Source organism: Candidatus Marivariicella framensis (genome assembly GCF_982709265.1).
Genome location: NZ_CEXPNT010000016.1, coordinates 19,654 through 38,441, shown reverse-complemented (window position 1 = coordinate 38,441; position 18,788 = coordinate 19,654). Strand labels below are relative to the sequence as shown.

Sequence of the window (18,788 nt, the reverse complement as noted above, 5' to 3'; positions counted from 1 at the left end):
TTAATTTGTTTTTACTTCCCACGAAAAATAATTAATATGCTAAGTTCTTGTTTTTCAATCATTAATTAACCTGTAGATTTAGACTTTTGTAAAGTAAAAGAAAACTCAGAACCGATACCTTCGGTGCTTTCGACATACATCTTTTCCTTATGGGCTTCCATAACATGCTTTACTATTGCTAAACCTAGACCAGAACCTCCCTTTTTTCTATTTCCTGACTTATCAACTCGATAAAATCTTTCAAACAACCTTGGTAAATGTTCTTTATTTATTCCTTGTCCGTTATCAGTAATACGAATAATAAATTTGTCTACATTTAAATCATGGATACTAATTTCAGTTGTTCCACTGTCTACTCCATATTTAACAGAGTTCATTATTAGATTAGTAATAACTTGTTGGATTCTTTCTTCATCTGCAAAAACATTAATTGGCGTCCTATATTCACGATCAAAAATCAATGAAATATTACTTTTCTTAGATTGAACTTCCAATAATTCAAAAACATTATTTATAATCTTTAATAAATCAAAAGAACTTAGTTCAATATTTTTGATTCCAGCTTCAAATTGAGTTATTAGATCAAGGTCTTTAACCAAATAAATCAATCTATCTAATGCCTTTGAGGATCTTTTTAAATACTTAATTAACACATCAGGGTCATTGTGACCACCCTCAATAAGGGTTAAAATATAGCTCTGTATTGTAAACAATGGAGTTTTTAACTCATGTGAAATGTTTCCAATAAAATCTTTTCTATAATTCTCTTTGTTTTTAAGTAACTCAATTTCTAACTTTTTATCAGAAGCAAATCTTTTTAAACTTTTAGATAATGCTTCTAAGTCAGTTGTACTTCTTTGATCATTTAAGTCATACTCTTTAGAATAAAACTCATTTAATAGTTTTTTTACGTTTTCAATTAAAAAAATTTTAAAGCTAAAATTAACCACTAAAAAAACAGAAAGAAACAAGACTAATATTGATATTATTGAAGTCTTGAAGTTGTTAAAAAAAATAGATGATGAAAAATAGATGATGAAAAATATTGCACAAATAATTAATGAAATAAACAATGAGCCTAGAAATATTTTATTTTTTTTCACTAGATAGATAATTATTTACATACAAATTTATAACCAACTCCCTTTATTGTTTTAATGTAGTCGTCTCCAAATTTCTCTCTTAACTTTCTTATGTGAACATCAATAGTTCGATCTCCTACTATAACATCTAATCCCCAAACTTTTTCCATTATTTCCTCCCTTTTAATAACTTTTTCTGGCTTTGAAGCTAAAAGAAATAATAATTCAAATTCCTTTTTGGGAAGAGAAATAAGTTTATTGTTATAAGTAACATTATAGGTTTCTCTATCTATTAAGAGATTTCCAATTTGAATTGGTTCCTCATTTAGATCCAGATTAACTAATCTGCGTAATAAAGATTTTACTTTCGACATTAAAATCTTGGGTTTGATAGGTTTTGTAACGTAATCATCGGCTCCAGCATCAAAAGCTGCAACTTGAGAATAGTCTTCCCCCCTTGCTGTTAAGAACATAATAGTTGTATTATTATGTTCAGGATTTTTTCTTATAATTTCACAAGCTTCAATTCCATCCATATTTGGCATCATTACATCCATGATAATTAACTGAGGCTTAATTTCAATAGCTTTATCTATGGCTTTAGAGCCATCACTTGCTGTAAAAATTTGATACCCTATTTTGGAAAGATTGTATGACAGCACTTCTAAAACATCAGGCTCATCATCTACTAACAATATTTTAATTTTACTTTTGTCCATATAAATGTATTTCCACGAATTTAAAAACAAAATTAACAAAGCACCTTAACATAAGGTTAATTAAAAGATAGCATTACTAAAGTTTAAAAAAAAATTAAAATTAAATGTATTTTTAAATACTTAATTTTGTTTTAATGAAATTTAATTTAAGTAATTTTTTTTCCAAAATAGAATCTGAGGATGACTTTGAAAAGATTTGTTTTAAACTTTTAGATAAGCATTATAAATTTAACACAGTTTACAGAAGTTATTGTGACTTAATAAATAGACCTCCTAGTTCAATAAATTCATTTAAAGAAATACCTTTTCTTCCAATTTCATTTTTTAAATCTCATGATGTTAAAACATTTTCAGAAAAACCAAAAATAATTTTTAAATCAAGTGGAACAACAAATGATAATCCATCGCAACACTTTATAAAAGATACAACTGATTATAAGAAAAGTTTTTCAAAATCATTTGAATTATTTTATGGAAAACCAACTGATTGGGTCATATTAGCACTTCTTCCAGGATACTATGAGAGAAATGATTCTTCACTAATTTATATGGTAGCTGATTTAATTAAACAAAGTAATTCTAATTCGAGTGGGTTTTATTTAGATGATTTTGACAAGCTTTATAAAACACTTTTAGATCTTGAATCGATAAAACAAAAAACTATTCTTATTGGAGTTTCTTTTGCTCTTTTAAGTTTTATTAAAAAAAATAAAATAAAATTAAAGTATACTGTTATAATTGAAACTGGAGGTATGAAAGGAAAAAGAAAAGAATTAATTAGAAATGAACTTCACAAAAAACTTTGTAATGGTTTCGGAGTTAAATCAATTCATTCTGAATATGGAATGACTGAGCTTCTATCTCAAGCTTATTCAATTAAAGACGGCTTGTTTGAATGTCCTCCCTGGATGAAGGTTTTTTCAAGAGAAATAGATGATCCTCTAACACTGTGTATGCCTGAACAGACAGGGGGCTTAAACATAATAGATCTAGTAAATTCTGATAGCTGTCCTTTTATAGCAACTGAAGATCTTGGAAAAGTATATTCTAACGGTTTTTTTGAAGTTTTAGGAAGGTTTGACCAAGCCGAAATAAGAGGATGTAATTTAATGGTGTTTAATTGAATTTTAAAATAAAATAATTTTTTTTACCTCTTTGAAGTAAAATAAATTTATCTCCTATTAGATCTGATATGGTTAATTTATAATCTTCTGAAACTTTTAATTTATTAACTGAAATTGAATTTTCTTTTAAAGACCTCCTAGCCTCACTACTCGATTTTAAAAAACCTGATTCATTTGATAAAGCTGAAATTATAGAAAAATCATCTTTAAGAATTGATTTTGAGAATTTTGCATGGGGGACTCCTTCAAATATTTCCAGAAAAGTTATAGAATCAATTTTCATCAAAAAGCTTGATGTGTCTTGACCAAAAAGAATATTAGAGGCCATTTTTGCTTTATTCAATTCCTCTATGCCATGAACTAGTTCAGTAACAGAATCTGCTAATTTAAATTGTAAAACCCTTAAGTGAGGTGCTTTATTATGTTCATTTATGATTTTTTCAATGGAGTTTAAGTCCAAAAAAGTAAATATTTTAATATATGACAGTGCATCTTCATCTGAAGTGTTTAGCCAGTATTGATAAAACTTATAGGCTGATGTTCTTTTTTTATCTAACCAAATATTTCCATCTTCAGTTTTACCAAATTTAGTTCCGTCAGTTTTAGTTATTAAGGGACACGTAATAGCATATGCTTTTCCTTGAGACTTCCTACGTATTAATTCGGTTCCAGTAGTGATATTTCCCCATTGATCACTCCCTCCCATTTGAATCTTACAATCATAATTATTAAATAAATGAAGAAAATCATAACCTTGAATTAACTGATAGGTGAATTCTGTAAATGACATGCCTGCTTTTGATTCTCCTTCTAATCTTTTTTTAACAGAATCTTTAGCCATCATATAATTGACTGTAATGTTTTTACCTATTTCTCTCGAGAAATCAATTAGACTAAAGTTTTTCATCCAGTCATGATTATTAATTAAAATAGCAGAGTTTTTATTTTCTTTTTCAAAGTTTAAGAACCTTTGAAATTGAGATTTAATTAAATTAGTATTGCTTTCTAATGTTTCTGTGTCTAATAGATTTCGTTCATTAGATTTTCCTGAAGGATCACCAATCATTCCAGTAGCTCCTCCAAGAAGAACAATTGGTCTGTGACCAAAATTCTGAAAATGCATTAAAATAATTATCTGAACTAAACTTCCTATGTGAAGAGAATCAGCCGTAGGATCAAATCCAATATAACCTGAACTTTTATTTGACAATAAATACTCTTCTGTTTTGGGTGTAATATCATTTAACATCCCTCGCCATTTCAACTCCTCAACAAAATTTTTTGACATAATTATATAGTTCTAGTACAAATATATATTTATAGGGTGAAACAAAAAATGAATCTCAAAAATTGTATTTTTATAAAATGATATTAATTACAGGGTCAACCGGTTTTGTGGGTATGAATTTACTTCAAAAGCTAACAAAAAATAACATCAAGGTTGTTGCAATTTACCGCTCTGAAGAAAAAAAGAAAATAGTAGAAGATTTTTTAAAACAAACAAACTCAAAATATAAAAATATTATTTGGAGAAGATCTGATATCAATGATATTATTGGTCTTGAAGAAGTGTTTAACGGCATCACTCATGTATATCATTGTGCAGGTTATATCTCTTTTTCAATCAGTGATGAAAAAGAGTTAAACAAAGTTAATGTTGGAGGCACAAAGAATATTGTAAACCTTTGTATTGATAAAAAAATATTAAAATTAATTTACTTGAGTTCAATTTCTGCTTTAGGAGAAGAACTAGATGGAGTTGAGGTTAATGAAACAACAAACTTTAATAGGTCTCAAAATAAAACACCCTACTCATGTTCAAAACATAATGCTGAATTAGAAGTTTGGAGAGGGATTGAGGAAGGACTGAAATCAGTTATAATCAATCCAGGTATAATAATGGGTGAATCAATAAAAGATGATACTCCTCAAGCAAAAATTGAAAAAATGATTACTCAATCACCATTTTGTTTTTTTACAAAAGGTGGAAGTGGTTTTGTAAATATAAATGATGTGGTAGAAGCAAGTATTAGATTAATGAATAGTTCCATTTCAAATGAAAGGTTTATTCTAGTTGAAGAAAATTACAGCTACAAGTTAATTATAGAGAACTTAAAGAAGAGACTTAAAATAAGAAAAATGCTAATTTCCATAAACAAGCCAGTTCTCAATTTAATATTATGCTTTGATTTGGTATTATCATTTATTGGGTTGAAGAAAAGGTATATGAGTTTAAGTTTAATTAAATCGGTTTTTAACCAAAAAAGATACAATGGAGATAAGATAATTAAATTTTTACCAAATTTTAATTATAAAAAAGTCTAGTTGAGGTCTTGATTTAAATCTCTGAAATCTTTAGACTGATTTTCTTTTATTTTTCTTATTTCTTCTTTTGATAAAACATCAATACTGTCGATTAATCTCTCCATATTAAATTTTATATGTTTATGCATTTCTAAATATATTTTTGGAGATTTAGCATAGAAATTTTGACTTTCAACAAGCTGGAGACTGTCAATACTGTATTTTTCATATATATATTTATCCCCAAACCAGTTTTTATCTTTAATGATACTTTGATAATTTCTTGAAATTGATCTCATTAACATCATGTCTTGCATGATTAATTCCATTTGATTTTTACCAATCAAATCTTTGGGTTTTTTAACCAAATCAGACTGACATGATATAAGTAAAAATATTAAGAATGATATTTTATTAATTTTCATCTATTAAAAGTAAGTTGTTTTCCAGCATCTGTTTTTAATATGACACCATTATCATAAACTTTTATTCCATTAACAAATGTTTTTTCAATTTTTGCATCAAAGGTAACTCCCTCAAATGGTGACCATTCACATTTATATAATAATGAATTTTTAGTTACTTTAGTTTTAGTATTTAAATTCACAATAACAAAATCAGCATAATACCCCTCTCTTAAATAACCTCTTTTATTAATTTCAAATAGGATTGCAGGGTTATGACAGGCTTTTTGAACTAATTTTTCTAAAGATATTTTACCCCTTTTTACAGAGCTTAACAAAGCAAGTAATGAATGTTGAACAAGCGGCCCTCCTGATGGAGCTTTTAAATAAGAATTATTTTTTTCAGCTTTAGTATGTGGAGCGTGATCTGATGCAATTACGTCAATTCTATCATCGTTTAAAGCTTTCCATAATTCAATTTGATCTGATTTAGATTTAATGGCAGGATTCCACTTAATTAAAGTTCCTTTTTCATCATAGTCATCATCAGTAAACCAAAGGTGATGAACACAGACTTCAGAAGTAATTTTTTTGTCTTTCAATTCTATTTTATTATCAAACAATTCCGTTTCTTTTCCAGTAGATATATGAAAAACATGTAACCTTGCTCCAGTTTCTTTTGCTAAAGAAATAGCTTTAGATGATGAGATATAACATGCTTGCTCAGATCTAATTAAGGGGTGTTTTGATATTGGAATATTTTGTCCATATTTTTTAATATACTTATCCAAGTTATGTTTTATTGTTTTTTCATCTTCACAATGAACAGAAATTAATAAGTCCGTAGAGCTAAAAATTTTTCTTAAAACCTCTGGGTCATCGACCAGCATATTTCCCGTTGATGATCCTAAAAAAAGTTTTATCCCAGCAACTTGTTTTTTATCTAATTTTAAAATTTCATCAATGTTTTCATTAGTACCACCAAATAAAAAAGAAAAATTAGCCGCAGAAGTTTTAGAGGCTATTTGAAACTTTTTATCCAAATCGATTTTAGTAGTTGTTTGAGGGATGGTATTTGGCATTTCGATAAAGGAGGTTATTCCTCCTGCAACAGCAGCTTTTGACTCACTCTCAATAGTACCCTTATGAGTTAGTCCTGGCTCTCTGAAATGTACTTGATCGTCAATTAATCCTGGAAGTATATAAAACCCTTTAGCGTCTATTACCTCTATATCGGGCTTTGGATTAATATTGGGCTTAATTTCAATTATTTTATCCCCTTCTATTAATATATCATTTTGTGACTGAAACCCTTCATTTACTATGATTCCATTACAAATAAGTTTTTTATTCATTATTTAGATTTAATTTAATAAACGCATTTTAATAACCCCAATTAATGCTTCCCAAAATATACTTTGATCCATTTTTGATTTTCCATTAATTCTATTTTTAAAAATAATAGGGTGTTCATTAATTTTATAACCCTTAATCCAAGATTTATATTTCATTTCTATTTGAAATGCATATCCTACAAATTGAATTTTATCAAGTTCTATCTTCTCTAAAACTTCTCTTTTATAACCAACATATCCAGCAGTAGGGTCTTTGATGGGCATTCCAGTTATTACTCTTACATACAGAGATGCGGCATAGGATAATAAAATTCTTCCTAATGGCCAATTTACAACATTAACACCTTGCTTATACCTGGATCCGACAACTACATCTGAATTGTCTTTTAAAATTTCTATCATTTTAGGAAGAGAAACCGGGTCATGAGAAAAATCAGCGTCCATCTCAAAAATAAAATCGTATTTTTTTTCTATTGCCCAATTAAAACCATCAATATATGCTGCGCCTAGACCAAGTTTGTTTTTTCTGTCTTTTATAAAAAGTCTTTTTTTAGTAAGGTTAATTATTTTTTTAACTATTCTTGACGTACCATCAGGTGAGTTATCATCTACAACTAGAATATGACACTGAGGCACGTGTTTAAATACACTGTAAATAATTTGTGATATATTTTCTGATTCGTTAAAGGTTGGAATTATGACCAAAATATTTTTCATCATGCACAAATTTAAATAATTTTTTAACGATCTTAAATATATAAATGAAATTGTAAACTGATTAAAAACTAATACTTTTATATCATGGAATTTTGGATAGAAAGGATTTTACATAGTAACAATTGGGTTCAAATCTTATTTTTTTTATTTCTAAGCATAATTTTAACCTTAAAATTAATAGATCCTATTCAGTTCAGTTTTTTTATAAAATTTTTAAATTTCAAGCAATATATAAGAAGGTATTCCATAGATAGAGATTTTAATTTTTTCAACTTGTTTTATATTCTAATACTTGTGTTAATCTCAACTAGTCTCTCATTTTTAATACTTGTTTGTAACAATCTGTTTTTTAATATTAATCTTAGTCTGAATGAGTATTTACAAACCCTTGCTCTAATCACCATGTTTATTGCGGCAAGATTTTTTTTTACTAATTTTATTAATACGACTCTAAAAATTTTTCCAGATTTAAAGGCTTATTATTTCAAGAATATTATTTTTTATGGATATATACTTATTGCCGCTATGGGGTTGGTGTCAGTATTATACTTGCAAGATCTAATATCAATTATTTTTATGAAATTATTGCTTTTAATTTTAGTGCTAATTTTTTCTTTTCATCACCTGGTTATTTTTAAAGATTATATTAAAGCTAATCCTAAAAACTTTCTTTATTTATTTTACTATATTTGTGCGTTCAAAATTGCTCCATGGTTGTGGATGTCAAAAATACTCTAGAAATCTTAAAAACGTTTTAATATGAAATTAAAAACAATTTTGGTTTCCCAGCCTGAACCGGCCAGTGACAAATCACCTTATGCTCGTATTCAAGAGAAATTTAAGCTAAAGATCGATTTCAGGTCATTTATCCATGTAGAAGGAGTTGATGCCAAATCGGTTCGAAGTCAAAAAATAGATTTTGCAGATTTTGACAACATCATTCTAACTAGTAGAAATGCTGTTGATCATTTTTTTAGACTTACAGAAGAAATGAGGTTTAAAGTTCCTGATAGTACCAAATACTTTTGTTTGTCTGAAGCCGTTGCATTTTATCTTCAAAAATATGTCGTTTACAGAAAACGTAAAATATATATTGGAGATAAAACCATTGAAGATTTATCAAGTGTTTTATTAAAATTTAGTTCTGAAAAATTTTTACTACCAACCTCAGACAGTTTAAAGCCATCAATACCTGAAACATTAGACAAGTTAGAGCTAAACTGGAAAAGAGCTGAACTGTTCAAGACAGTTATTAGTGACCTATCTGATTTAAGAAATGTTTATTATGATATCCTAGTCTTTTTTAGTCCTTCAGGAATAGAATCTCTATTTAAAAATTTTCCGGAGTTCAAACAAAGTAAAACTAAAATCGCAGTCTATGGAAAGACAACTATTGATGCGGCTCTAAATGCAAAGCTAAGGATAGATATTTCAGCCCCTAGTAAAGATTCTCCTTCTATGACTATGGCTATTGAAAATTATATTCAAATAAATAAATAAATTTCTTCCTTAAGTTAACAGTTTTATAGTGTGAAATTATAATATATATTTTTTAATTTTATTTACATTTATAACTGTAATTTTATAATTAATTATTTTTTTTCATAAAAAATGAAAATAGACAAGACAACATTAAGTATTGACGGTATAGATAAAATAATATTGAAAGAACTTATTTCAAACGCTCGAACACCTATCAATAAAATCGCATTAAAAGCCTCTATTTCGGGAGCAGCTGTTCACCAAAGAATAAAAAAATTAGAAGCTTCAGGTGTGATTTCTGGCTCTCATATTAAATTAAACACAAAAGTTTTAGGCTATAAAACAATGGCTTTCATAGGAGTTTTTTTAGACAAAGCAATGAACAACTTAACTGCTGTAAATAAATTAAATAAAATACCTGAAGTATTGGAGTGTCATTATACCACAGGAAATTGGAGTGTTTTTGTTAAAATATTATGCAAGGATAACGAGCACTTAATGAATCTTTTAAATAATAGTATCCAAAAAATACCTGGGATTTCCAGAACTGAAACTTTCATTTCTTTGGATCAACAAATTTTCAGACAAATAGCTATATGATTAATTGTTTTTAGATGTGATTTTAAAATAAAGAATCATTAAAATAATTAGCAATGTTAAGGTGTTTGCAATAATAAGTGATGGTTTGTTGATAAAAATACCATAAATTAACCAAAGAGAAATACCCAAAAACATTACTAAATACATACTTAAAGAAACGCTCTCAGCTTTTTTAGTCTTCCATATCTTATAAGCCTGTGGCATATAAGCTGATGTAGTTATGGCTGCCGCAATGAATCCTATTATTTCGATATTCATTAATAAACAATATTGACTATCTTACCTGGTATAATAATTATTTTTTTGGTGACACTTCCGTCTAGCTGATTTATTGTTCTATCATCATTTAAAACGTAGTCTTCAATTTCTTTTATATTCAAACTAAGATCTAACTCAATTGTAAAACGCATTTTACCATTAAAAGATATAGGATAATTCTTAATGGATTCTACTAAATACGATTTATCAAATAAAGGATAGTCTTCCTCAACCAAAGAAGAATTATTACCTAATAGAGACCACAGCTCTTCAGAAATATGAGGGGCAAAAGGCGACAATAGAATAGTCAATGGTTCAAGAATTTTTCTATCATTACATTTTTGGGATGAAAGTTCATTTACACAAATCATAAATGAACTTATGCAAGTATTAAAGGAAAAGTCATTTATATCTTCAGTAACATTTTTAATAGTTTGATGTAAAGACTTTAATGAGTTTTTGGAAGGCTCCTTATCACTAACACTAAAAAGGTCTTTAGGATGATACAGTTTCCATAGTTTTTTTAAAAAAGAATGAACACCGCTAATACCTGATGTGTTCCATGGTTTTGCTTGCTCTAGCGGTCCTAAAAACATTTCATACATTCTTAATGTATCTGCTCCATAAGAGTCACATATTTCATCTGGATTTACTACATTAAATTTAGATTTAGACATTTTTTCAACCTCACGATTAACAATAAACTTATCATTTTCCATAATAAAATTCGCGTTTTTAAAATGTGGTTGCCATTTTTTAATTGCCTCGCAGTCTAACTCATCATTGATGTTGACCATAGAAATATCAATTCTTATAAGTTCTGACTTAACCTTATTTATAATATTTTTAGAGTAGTAATCATTTGTTCCTGATTTTCTATGAATAAATGCAGAGGACCCTAAAATCATACCTTGATTTATTAATTTTTTCGCATATTCATCCACAGGAAGTATTTCAAGGTCAAATAAAAATTTCTGCCAAAATCTTGAATATAAAAGATGACCAGTAGCATGTTCGCTTCCACCTATATAAAGATCAACATCTTGCCAATAACTAACAGCTTTTTTACCTACAAAATCTTCATTATTATCTGGATCCATATAGCGGTAAAAATACCATGAGCTACCTGCCCAACCTGGCATTGTATTTAATTCTAATGGAAAAATAATAGAATTGTCTATGAGCTTATTTGAAACAACTTTTTTTTCTATCACATTCCATGCCCAATTTTTGGCATTTCCTAATGGTGGAGATCCATCAGATGTTGGAAGATAATTTTCAATATCTGGTAATCTAAGAGGTAAATTATCCTCTCCAATGGAAAAGGGAATTCCTTTTTTATAATAAATTGGTATGGGTTCTCCCCAATATCTTTGCCTGCTAAAAACAGCATCTCTTAATCTATAATTAACTGTTCCTCTTCCACATCCAATTTTTTCAATGTATGAAATAACTTTTTTCATAGATAACCCATAATCTAATCCATCTAAAAAATCTGAGTTCATTAATTTAAACTCACTCTTTTTGGTAAATGCTTTTTTAGAAATATCAATATCTAAAAAAATATTTTTTATGGGTATAGAAAAATGCTTTGCAAAATCAAAATCACGTTGATCACCACATGGAACAGCCATAACTGCTCCTGTCCCATATCCCGCTAAAACATAATCACCAATCCATATTGGAATTTTTTCTGCACTAAATGGATGTATAGCATATGCGCCTGTAAAAACGCCAGTAATGCTCTTAGAGTCAGACATTCTATCTCTCTCAGATCTTTTGGAAGAAGATTTAATATAAGCTTCAACAGAATTGTATTGTGTTTTTGATGTGATTTTGAGCACCAATTCATGTTCAGGTGCAAGGGTCATAAAAGTTACTCCAAATAATGTATCTGGCCTCGTTGTAAAAACTTCAATTTCGCCAGAAATATCTATTAATTTAAATTTTACAGAAGCTCCTTTTGATTTTCCAATCCAATTACGTTGCATTTCTTTTAAAGAATCCGGCCAATCTATTTTATCTAGTCCTTGAATTAATCTTTCAGCATACGCACAAATACGCATACTCCATTGCTTCATTTTTTTCTTTTCTACCGAATATCCTCCTCTTTCTGAAACTCCATTAATAATTTCGTCATTTGCTAATACAGTACCTAATTCAGAACACCAATTAACTTCTGTTTCTGATAGATATGCTAAACGATAAAATAACAAAACTTCTTCTTTTTGTTCTGAATCAAATGACTTCCATTCTAAAGCTGAAAATTCAAAAGCTTCAGGATTTGAAACTGCTTTAAGCGTTTTTGTGCCATTTTTATCAAAAAGATTTATCAAGGATGAAATAGAACAAGCTTTACCTCTATTCAGATCATAATAACTATCGAAAAGTTTTAAAAAAATCCATTGAGTCCATTTATAATAGTTTGATTTTGAAGTTCTTATTTCTCTTGACCAGTCAAAGGAAAATCCCATTTTATCTAATTGCTCTCTATATCTATTTATATTTGTTTCAGTAGTAATTTGAGGATGTTGACCAGTTTGAATAGCATATTGTTCGGCTGGTAGTCCAAAAGAATCATATCCTTGTGGGTGCAAAACATTAAATTTTTTATGTCTTTTATATCGAGCATATATGTCGGTAGCAATATAACCTAATGGATGACCAACATGTAAACCAGCTCCTGAAGGATAAGGAAACATGTCTAAAATATAAAACTTTGGAAGCTTACTATGGTTACTTGTTTTAAAAGTTTGATTTTTTTTCCAAAATTTCTGCCATTTATATTCAATTTTCTTAAAATCGTAACTCACAAGTATTATATTTTGAAGGGTAAAAATACATTTATTGATTGAAAAGAAAAAGAATATACTAACCTAAGCTATGAAATCGTTTGGGTTTGTTAATTTTATAACTTAAATATTAGGCTTGAACAAAAATTTTGAAGAAAGATATCAAAAACGCAAATTATTAAGTACGTATGTTTCAGTAGTGTTAATAAATATTATTGTTGTTTTTCTAACAGGTCTATTGGGGCTTCTGTTATTTAATTCTAACAAAGTAGCTAACCATTTTAAAGAACAAATTGCACTTACAGTTTACTTTAAAGATAGCTCAAGGGATATTGAAATTAAGCAAGTTCAAAAATCCATTCAATTTCAAGAAACAACAAAATCTGTTATTTACACATCAAAAGAAGAGGCTGCTAAAATATATGCAAATGAAATTGGTGAAGACTATATGGAGTTTTTAGGCTATAATCCACTTGAAAGCTCATTAGATATTTATTTTAATGCTGATTATGTTAAGCCTCAAATTATAAAAAAAATAAGTGATGATCTATTAAAGTATCAATATATTTCTGAAGTTACATATGATCAACCTTTATTAGAACTCCTTGATGAAAACATTAAAAAAATTGAATTTTGGATTTTATTATCATGTTTTGTTTTTGTTTTAGTTGCAGTTTTATTAATTAATAGCTCAATACGTTTATCTATATATTCAAAACGTTTTGCTATAAAGACTATGCAACTCGTTGGAGCTACAAAATGGTTTATTCAGAAACCTTTTCTTCGAATATATTTTAACCTTAGCCTGTTTTCATCAGTTTCATCAATTATTATCCTGTATTTGATTTTTCAAAAAATTCAAGAAAATTTTCCAGAGTTAAATTTACTTCAAGAGAGGTTATCAATAATTCTTATTTTATCCTTTGTTTTTGCTTTTGGAATAACTATAACTTTAATAAGTACTTTTTTTGCAACTAAGCGCTTTCTAAACTTAAAATCAGATGAAATTTACTAATAATTCAAAAAAAGAATTTTTATTTAAAAAAACAAATTATAGATGGCTGTTTCTATCAATTATTATAATCACATTTGGTTTTATTTTAATGTCTGGCGGAGGAAGTGAAGATCCTAATTTTTTTAACACTGAAATTTTTAATTTTAGACGTATTCGTATAGCTCCATCACTAGTTCTAATTGGTTTTGGAATAGCTATATATTCAATTTTAAAAAATCATAATAAAAAATAATGGAAGAACTCAAAGTTTTGTTTTTAGGAATAGTTCAAGGATTAACCGAATTTCTTCCTGTTTCTTCAAGTGGTCATATTGAAATTTTTAAATACTTTTTTAATCTAACTTATCTAAAAAATCAAGGATTACTTTTAACTTTAGTTTTACATTTCGCAACAGCACTTAGTACTATTTGGGTTTTTAGAAAAGAAATTTTGAAAATTTTAGAAAATAGAACTTTAAAAAGAAATGATTTTTTTTTTAAAGTTCTATTTTCAATGATACCTGCAGTTATTATTGGTCTATTTTTTGAAGATTCAATAAGTGCTTTATTTAATTCAAACATTCTTTTAGTTGGCATAATGTTAATTATAACTTCTGTTTTATTATATAAAACGGATAAAACAAATCCTAAGTCAAAAGATATAAGCCTAAGAAATGCTTTTTTTATTGGCCTGATTCAGGCAGTTGCAATTCTTCCTGGAATATCAAGAAGTGGAGCTACTATAGCATTAGCTGTAATGCTAGGCGTAAATAAAACTGAAGCTGCTAAATTTTCTTTCTTAATGGTAATACCTCTTATTTTTGGGAGTATAGGAAAGAGTATTTTGTTTTATTCAAAAAATCAAACTTTAAATCTTTCTCCTTTATTAGTGTTAGGTTTTCTTTCAGCTTTTTTAACTGGAATAATTGCATGTAAATTAATGATCAAGATTGTTGAAAGAAGTCAATTAAAATACTTTGGTATTTATTGTTTTGTAGTTGGATTCGTTATAATAATATATGGAGTTATTTAAAATAAGTGATAGTGTTGATGAAGTTTTTGAAGGAAGACTAATTTTAATAAATAAACCAATTGGATGGACTTCATTTCAAGTAGTTAATAAAGTCAGGCATAAGCTAACTAAGTTTTTTAAAATAAAAAAATTAAAGGTTGGACATGCTGGTACTTTAGATCCATTGGCGAATGGACTATTAATAATTGCAACAGGAAAAGCTACAAAAGAAATTTATAAATTTCAAAAAATGAATAAAGTTTACACTGGGATTTTCACTTTTGGATCAACCACGCCATCATATGATTTAGAAACGATTCCAGATAAAACATTTACATATAATCATTTAAGTGAAAAGTTGATTTTTGAAAAATCAAAAGATTTTATTGGTGTGATTGATCAAAAGCCACCAATTTTTTCAGCTTTAAAAAAGAAAGGAAGACGATTATATGAATATGCAAGAGCTAAACAACCAATTAAAATTGACTCTCGTAAGGTTGAAATAAAAAAATTTACAATAAATTCTATTGATTTACCTTCTGTAAGTTTTGAAGTAGAATGTGGTAAAGGCACATATATAAGGTCCTTAGCAAATGATTTCGGGGTTGCCCTAAAAAGCGGTGCGCACCTTTCTGAGTTAGAACGAATTTCAATTGGAAATTATAAAATTGAAAATGCTTTAGAAATAGGTGATTTTGAGAAATTAATTTAATAATTTTACTGAAATATTTTTGATGAAATCATTAAACGTTGGTTCGATTAAAAGTTCAAACCACTCAAAATACTATAATTTCAATAAATCTCTAAGCAACTCTGACTTAGTTTCTGAAATAATTCGATTAAAAAAAGAAAAAAATGCAATTCTTTTAGCACATTACTATCAGTCTCCTGAAATTCAAGAAATTGCAGACTTCCTTGGAGACAGCCTTTATCTTGCCCAATGTGCTGCGAAAATTAGTGCTGATATTATTATCTTAGCAGGTGTTCATTTCATGGCAGAAACGGCTAAAATTATTAATCCTTCAAAAATAGTTTTAATTCCAGATTTAAAAGCAGGATGTTCTTTAGCTGACTCTTGTCCCCCTGAAGATTTTAAAAAATTCATAAATAATTATCCTGATGCTGTGGTTGTAACATATATAAATTGCTCAGCAGAAGTCAAAGCTCTCAGTGATATTGTTTGCACCTCAAGTAATGCAATAAAAGTAATTAGTAGCATTCCAAAAAACAAAACTATAATTTTTGCGCCAGATCGAAATTTGGGTCAATACTTAATTAAAGAAACTGGAAGAAATATGATTTTATGGGATGGAGCATGTATGGTTCATGAAGCTTTTTCTCTTGAAAGAATTATAACTCTAGCAAAAAAATATCCTAAAGCTAAATTTATTGCTCATCCAGAAAGCACATCGCCAATATTAGATATAGCAAACTTCATAGGAAGCACTTCAGCTCTATTAAGATATATAGAAACCGATTCAAGTAATACATATATAGTAGCAACTGAATCTGGTATTCTTCATCAAATGAAAAAATCTCGACCAAACAAAATATTTATACCTGCTCCTGTTCAAGACGAAACATGTGCTTGCAGCGAATGCGCGTTCATGAAATTAAATACTTTAGAAAAGCTGTATAATTGTCTATTAAATGAATCTCCCCAAATAAAGCTAAATAGAGATTTAATAAGTAGGTCTAAAATTTCAATTGACAGAATGTTAGCTTTAAGTTAATTTTATAAAAATGCCAAATTTCTTTTATAATGAGTATAAGGATCAATTAAATTTATTTATAAAAAATGCTCTAAGTGAAGATATTAGAGATGGAGATCTTACAGGTAATGCTTGTATTCCCGAAGGGTCTATCAAATCAGCAAAGTTATATGTTAAAACACCTTGTATCATTGCTGGAATTGAGTTGGTGGAGAAAATTTTTAAATTTTATGACCCGAGTATAAAGTTTAATAAGCTTATAAATGATGGGACCCGTGTAAATCAAAGTTCTACTCCTTTTATAGTTGAGGGGAATGCAAGGTCAATTTTAGCAACGGAAAGATTAGTTTTAAATACTTTACAAAGAATGAGTGGTATTGCTTCTATAACAAATAATTTAAAAGAAAAAATTAAATCATTTAACACTGTTTTATTAGATACAAGAAAAACTACTCCAAATTTCAGATATCCTGAAAAATGGGCTGTTAAAATTGGTGGAGGAAGCAATCATAGAATGGGTCTCTTTGATGCTATAATGATAAAAGATAATCATATTGATTATTCAAACAACCTGGAAGATGCACTTTATAAAACTCAAATTTATATTGAAAAATTAAAACCAAAAAAAATATTTGTTGTTGTTGAAATTAGAAAAGTTTTTGAAATAAATAAAATATTGAAATTCAATTGGATTGATAGAATATTATTAGACAACATGAATGTAAATGAACTAAAAAAAGCTGTTAGGTTAATTGATGGTAAGTTTAAGACTGAAGCCTCTGGCGGTATAAATGAGCTTAATATTATTGAAGTTGCAAAAACTGGAGTAGATTATATTTCTCTGGGTGCTTTAACTCATTCATCACCATATATTGATCTAAGCCTGAAAGCCAACTAAATTAAATACTTAAAACCACAATAAATTATTTGTCTATATTTATATCTGTTATAATATTTTTAAATGCTACATAAAAGAATTTTACTCAAATTGAGCGGAGAGGCCTTAATGGGGAATCACAAACATGGAATAGATCCATTAAGACTTGATGATTATGCAAAACAGATAAAAGAAGTTCAAAAAGAAGGAATAGAGATAGCCATTGTAATAGGTGGAGGCAATATATTTCGAGGAGTTTCTGAATCTAGCAAAGGTATGGATAGAGTTCAAGCTGATTATATGGGTATGCTGGCAACTGTAATTAATGGTCTTGCACTTCAAGCCTCATTGGAAGATAATGATGTTCCTACAAGACTTCAAACAGCAATAAAAATTGAAGCAATAGCTGAGCCATATATTAAAAGAAAGGCAACTCGTCATCTAGAAAAAGGAAGGGTCGTTATTTTTGGATGTGGAACAGGTAATCCTTTTTTTACAACTGACTCTGCTGCTGTTTTAAGAGCAATAGAAATAAATGCAGATGTTATTTTAAAAGGAACTCGAGTTGATGGAATTTATGATGAAGATCCAGAAAAAAATAAAAATGCGGTTAAATTTGATTCTCTTTCTTTTGATGAAGTTTTAAAGCGTGGATTAAAGGTTATGGATACTACTGCCTTCACACTTAGTCAAGAAAATAATTTACCAATAATTGTCTTTGATATGAATACAAAAGGTAACTTAAAGAAAATAATTAATGGTGAAGCAATAGGCACAAAGGTTTATATTTAATATATCATGGAAGAAATAGAATTTATTCTCGAGTCTACAAAAGAAAGTATGATTAATGCTACTAAGCATCTTGAAAAAGAATTACTTAATATTAGAGCAGGAAAAGCAAATCCAATAATGTTATCTAACATCATGATTGATTATTATGGCTCTCAAACTCCACTCAGTCAGGTCGCAAATGTAAGCACACCAGATTCTCGAACTTTAACAATTCAACCTTGGGAGAAGGGATTAATGGGAGATATTGAAAAAGCTATTTTAATTGCTAATATTGGTTTTACTCCAATGAACAATGGTGACTCAATCATAATAAATATTCCTCCAATGACAGAGGAACGAAGAGTTCAATTGGTTAAAATAGCAAAAAATGAATCTGAAAATGCTAAAGTAAGTATTCGTAATTCTAGAAAAGAAGCAAATGATGATGTTAAAAAATCTGAAATTTCAGATGATATGAAAAACAATCTAGAATTGGATATTCAAAACTTAACCAACTCTTTCATAAAAAAAACGGATGATTTGTTTTTTAATAAAGAAAAAGAAATTTTAACAGTTTAGATTTTTC

The 18,788-nt window shown here is 28.2% G+C and carries 21 protein-coding genes; 13 read left to right on the top strand and 8 right to left on the bottom strand.

Translation table 11 applies throughout. From position 1 onward, the window contains the following. Positions 1-65: 65 nt before the first annotated feature. On the bottom strand, positions 66-1,103 hold the full coding sequence (locus AC34EU_RS06675) for a sensor histidine kinase (RefSeq protein ID WP_487533088.1): 1,038 nt from the start codon (positions 1,101-1,103) through the stop codon (positions 66-68). A gap of 11 nt (positions 1,104-1,114) precedes the next feature. Further along, positions 1,115-1,801 (bottom strand): response regulator transcription factor, encoded by a 687-nt coding sequence (locus AC34EU_RS06670; RefSeq protein WP_489666971.1) that lies wholly within the window; start codon positions 1,799-1,801, stop codon positions 1,115-1,117. A 134-nt stretch (positions 1,802-1,935) separates the two neighbouring features. Between AC34EU_RS06670 and AC34EU_RS06665 the strand changes: the two genes are divergently transcribed. Next, positions 1,936-2,925 (top strand): LuxE/PaaK family acyltransferase, encoded by a 990-nt coding sequence (locus AC34EU_RS06665; protein ID WP_487533086.1) that lies wholly within the window; start codon positions 1,936-1,938, stop codon positions 2,923-2,925. Here AC34EU_RS06665 and tyrS read toward each other — a convergent pair. Beyond that, positions 2,918-4,213, bottom strand: coding sequence for a tyrosine--tRNA ligase (gene tyrS / locus AC34EU_RS06660; protein ID WP_487533085.1), 1,296 nt, complete (start codon positions 4,211-4,213; stop codon positions 2,918-2,920). The two genes, AC34EU_RS06665 and tyrS, sit on opposite strands and share 8 nt — an antisense overlap. Positions 4,214-4,290: 77 nt before the next feature. Here tyrS and AC34EU_RS06655 point away from each other — a divergent pair, with 77 nt between their 5' ends. Continuing rightward, positions 4,291-5,250, top strand: a complete 960-nt coding sequence (locus AC34EU_RS06655) for an NAD-dependent epimerase/dehydratase family protein (protein ID WP_487533084.1) — start codon at positions 4,291-4,293, stop codon at positions 5,248-5,250. Here AC34EU_RS06655 and AC34EU_RS06650 read toward each other — a convergent pair. From AC34EU_RS06650 to AC34EU_RS06640, 3 genes are read right to left on the bottom strand one after another with little or no spacing between them, the layout of a single operon-like run. Further along, positions 5,247-5,654 carry a DUF4296 domain-containing protein gene (locus AC34EU_RS06650; protein ID WP_487533083.1) on the bottom strand — a complete coding sequence of 136 codons (408 nt, stop codon included), beginning with the start codon at positions 5,652-5,654 and terminating at the stop codon, positions 5,247-5,249. The genes AC34EU_RS06655 and AC34EU_RS06650 overlap by 4 nt on opposite strands. Next, positions 5,651-6,988, bottom strand: a complete 1,338-nt coding sequence (locus AC34EU_RS06645; protein ID WP_487533081.1) for a dihydroorotase — start codon at positions 6,986-6,988, stop codon at positions 5,651-5,653. Before AC34EU_RS06645 ends, AC34EU_RS06650 begins: the two co-directional genes overlap by 4 nt. A gap of 9 nt (positions 6,989-6,997) precedes the next feature. Further along, entirely contained in the window at positions 6,998-7,696 is a 699-nt protein-coding gene (locus AC34EU_RS06640) for a polyprenol monophosphomannose synthase (protein ID WP_487533276.1), read from the bottom strand. Positions 7,697-7,789: 93 nt separating this feature from the next. Here AC34EU_RS06640 and AC34EU_RS06635 point away from each other — a divergent pair, with 93 nt between their 5' ends. From AC34EU_RS06635 to AC34EU_RS06625, 3 genes are all read left to right on the top strand, one after another. Beyond that, positions 7,790-8,443: a DUF4271 domain-containing protein gene (locus AC34EU_RS06635; protein WP_487533080.1), complete on the top strand. Its 654-nt coding sequence runs from the start codon at positions 7,790-7,792 to the stop codon at positions 8,441-8,443. Positions 8,444-8,464: 21 nt separating this feature from the next. Continuing rightward, positions 8,465-9,205: a uroporphyrinogen-III synthase gene (locus AC34EU_RS06630; protein WP_487533079.1), complete on the top strand. Its 741-nt coding sequence runs from the start codon at positions 8,465-8,467 to the stop codon at positions 9,203-9,205. 111 nt (positions 9,206-9,316) lie between these two features. Further along, positions 9,317-9,787 (top strand): Lrp/AsnC family transcriptional regulator, encoded by a 471-nt coding sequence (locus AC34EU_RS06625; protein ID WP_487533078.1) that lies wholly within the window; start codon positions 9,317-9,319, stop codon positions 9,785-9,787. On the opposite strand, the gene AC34EU_RS06620 is transcribed toward AC34EU_RS06625, so the two are convergent. Both AC34EU_RS06620 and leuS read right to left on the bottom strand, forming a co-directional pair. After that, the gene (locus tag AC34EU_RS06620) at positions 9,788-10,045 is read right to left on the bottom strand and encodes a SemiSWEET family sugar transporter (protein WP_487533076.1); all 258 of its coding nucleotides are present in this window, start codon (positions 10,043-10,045) and stop codon (positions 9,788-9,790) included. After that, positions 10,045-12,858, bottom strand: coding sequence for a leucine--tRNA ligase (gene leuS, locus AC34EU_RS06615; RefSeq protein WP_487533074.1), 2,814 nt, complete (start codon positions 12,856-12,858; stop codon positions 10,045-10,047). Before leuS ends, AC34EU_RS06620 begins: the two co-directional genes overlap by 1 nt. Positions 12,859-12,973: 115 nt before the next feature. Between leuS and AC34EU_RS06610 the strand changes: the two genes are divergently transcribed. The 8 genes from AC34EU_RS06610 (at position 12,974) to frr (ending at position 18,781) form a co-directional block, all read left to right on the top strand. Further along, positions 12,974-13,852, top strand: coding sequence for a cell division protein FtsX (locus tag AC34EU_RS06610; protein WP_487533072.1), 879 nt, complete (start codon positions 12,974-12,976; stop codon positions 13,850-13,852). Beyond that, positions 13,839-14,084, top strand: a complete 246-nt coding sequence (locus tag AC34EU_RS06605) for a DUF3098 domain-containing protein (protein WP_487533071.1) — start codon at positions 13,839-13,841, stop codon at positions 14,082-14,084. The genes AC34EU_RS06610 and AC34EU_RS06605 overlap by 14 nt, the downstream gene beginning before the upstream one ends. Further along, positions 14,084-14,863: an undecaprenyl-diphosphate phosphatase gene (locus AC34EU_RS06600; protein WP_487533070.1), complete on the top strand. Its 780-nt coding sequence runs from the start codon at positions 14,084-14,086 to the stop codon at positions 14,861-14,863. Before AC34EU_RS06605 ends, AC34EU_RS06600 begins: the two co-directional genes overlap by 1 nt. Continuing rightward, positions 14,850-15,554, top strand: coding sequence for a tRNA pseudouridine(55) synthase TruB (gene truB / locus AC34EU_RS06595; RefSeq protein ID WP_487533069.1), 705 nt, complete (start codon positions 14,850-14,852; stop codon positions 15,552-15,554). Before AC34EU_RS06600 ends, truB begins: the two co-directional genes overlap by 14 nt. Positions 15,555-15,576: 22 nt before the next feature. Then, entirely contained in the window at positions 15,577-16,575 is a 999-nt protein-coding gene (gene nadA / locus AC34EU_RS06590; RefSeq protein ID WP_487533068.1) for a quinolinate synthase NadA, read from the top strand. A gap of 10 nt (positions 16,576-16,585) precedes the next feature. Further along, entirely contained in the window at positions 16,586-17,452 is an 867-nt protein-coding gene (nadC, locus tag AC34EU_RS06585; protein ID WP_487533067.1) for a carboxylating nicotinate-nucleotide diphosphorylase, read from the top strand. Between the two features lie 63 nt (positions 17,453-17,515). Continuing rightward, a complete protein-coding gene (gene pyrH, locus AC34EU_RS06580) occupies positions 17,516-18,223 on the top strand; it encodes a UMP kinase (protein WP_487533066.1) in 708 nt (235 codons plus the stop codon). A 3-nt stretch (positions 18,224-18,226) separates the two neighbouring features. Then, positions 18,227-18,781 carry a ribosome recycling factor gene (gene frr, locus AC34EU_RS06575; RefSeq protein WP_487533275.1) on the top strand — a complete coding sequence of 185 codons (555 nt, stop codon included), beginning with the start codon at positions 18,227-18,229 and terminating at the stop codon, positions 18,779-18,781. Positions 18,782-18,788: the final 7 nt, after the last annotated feature.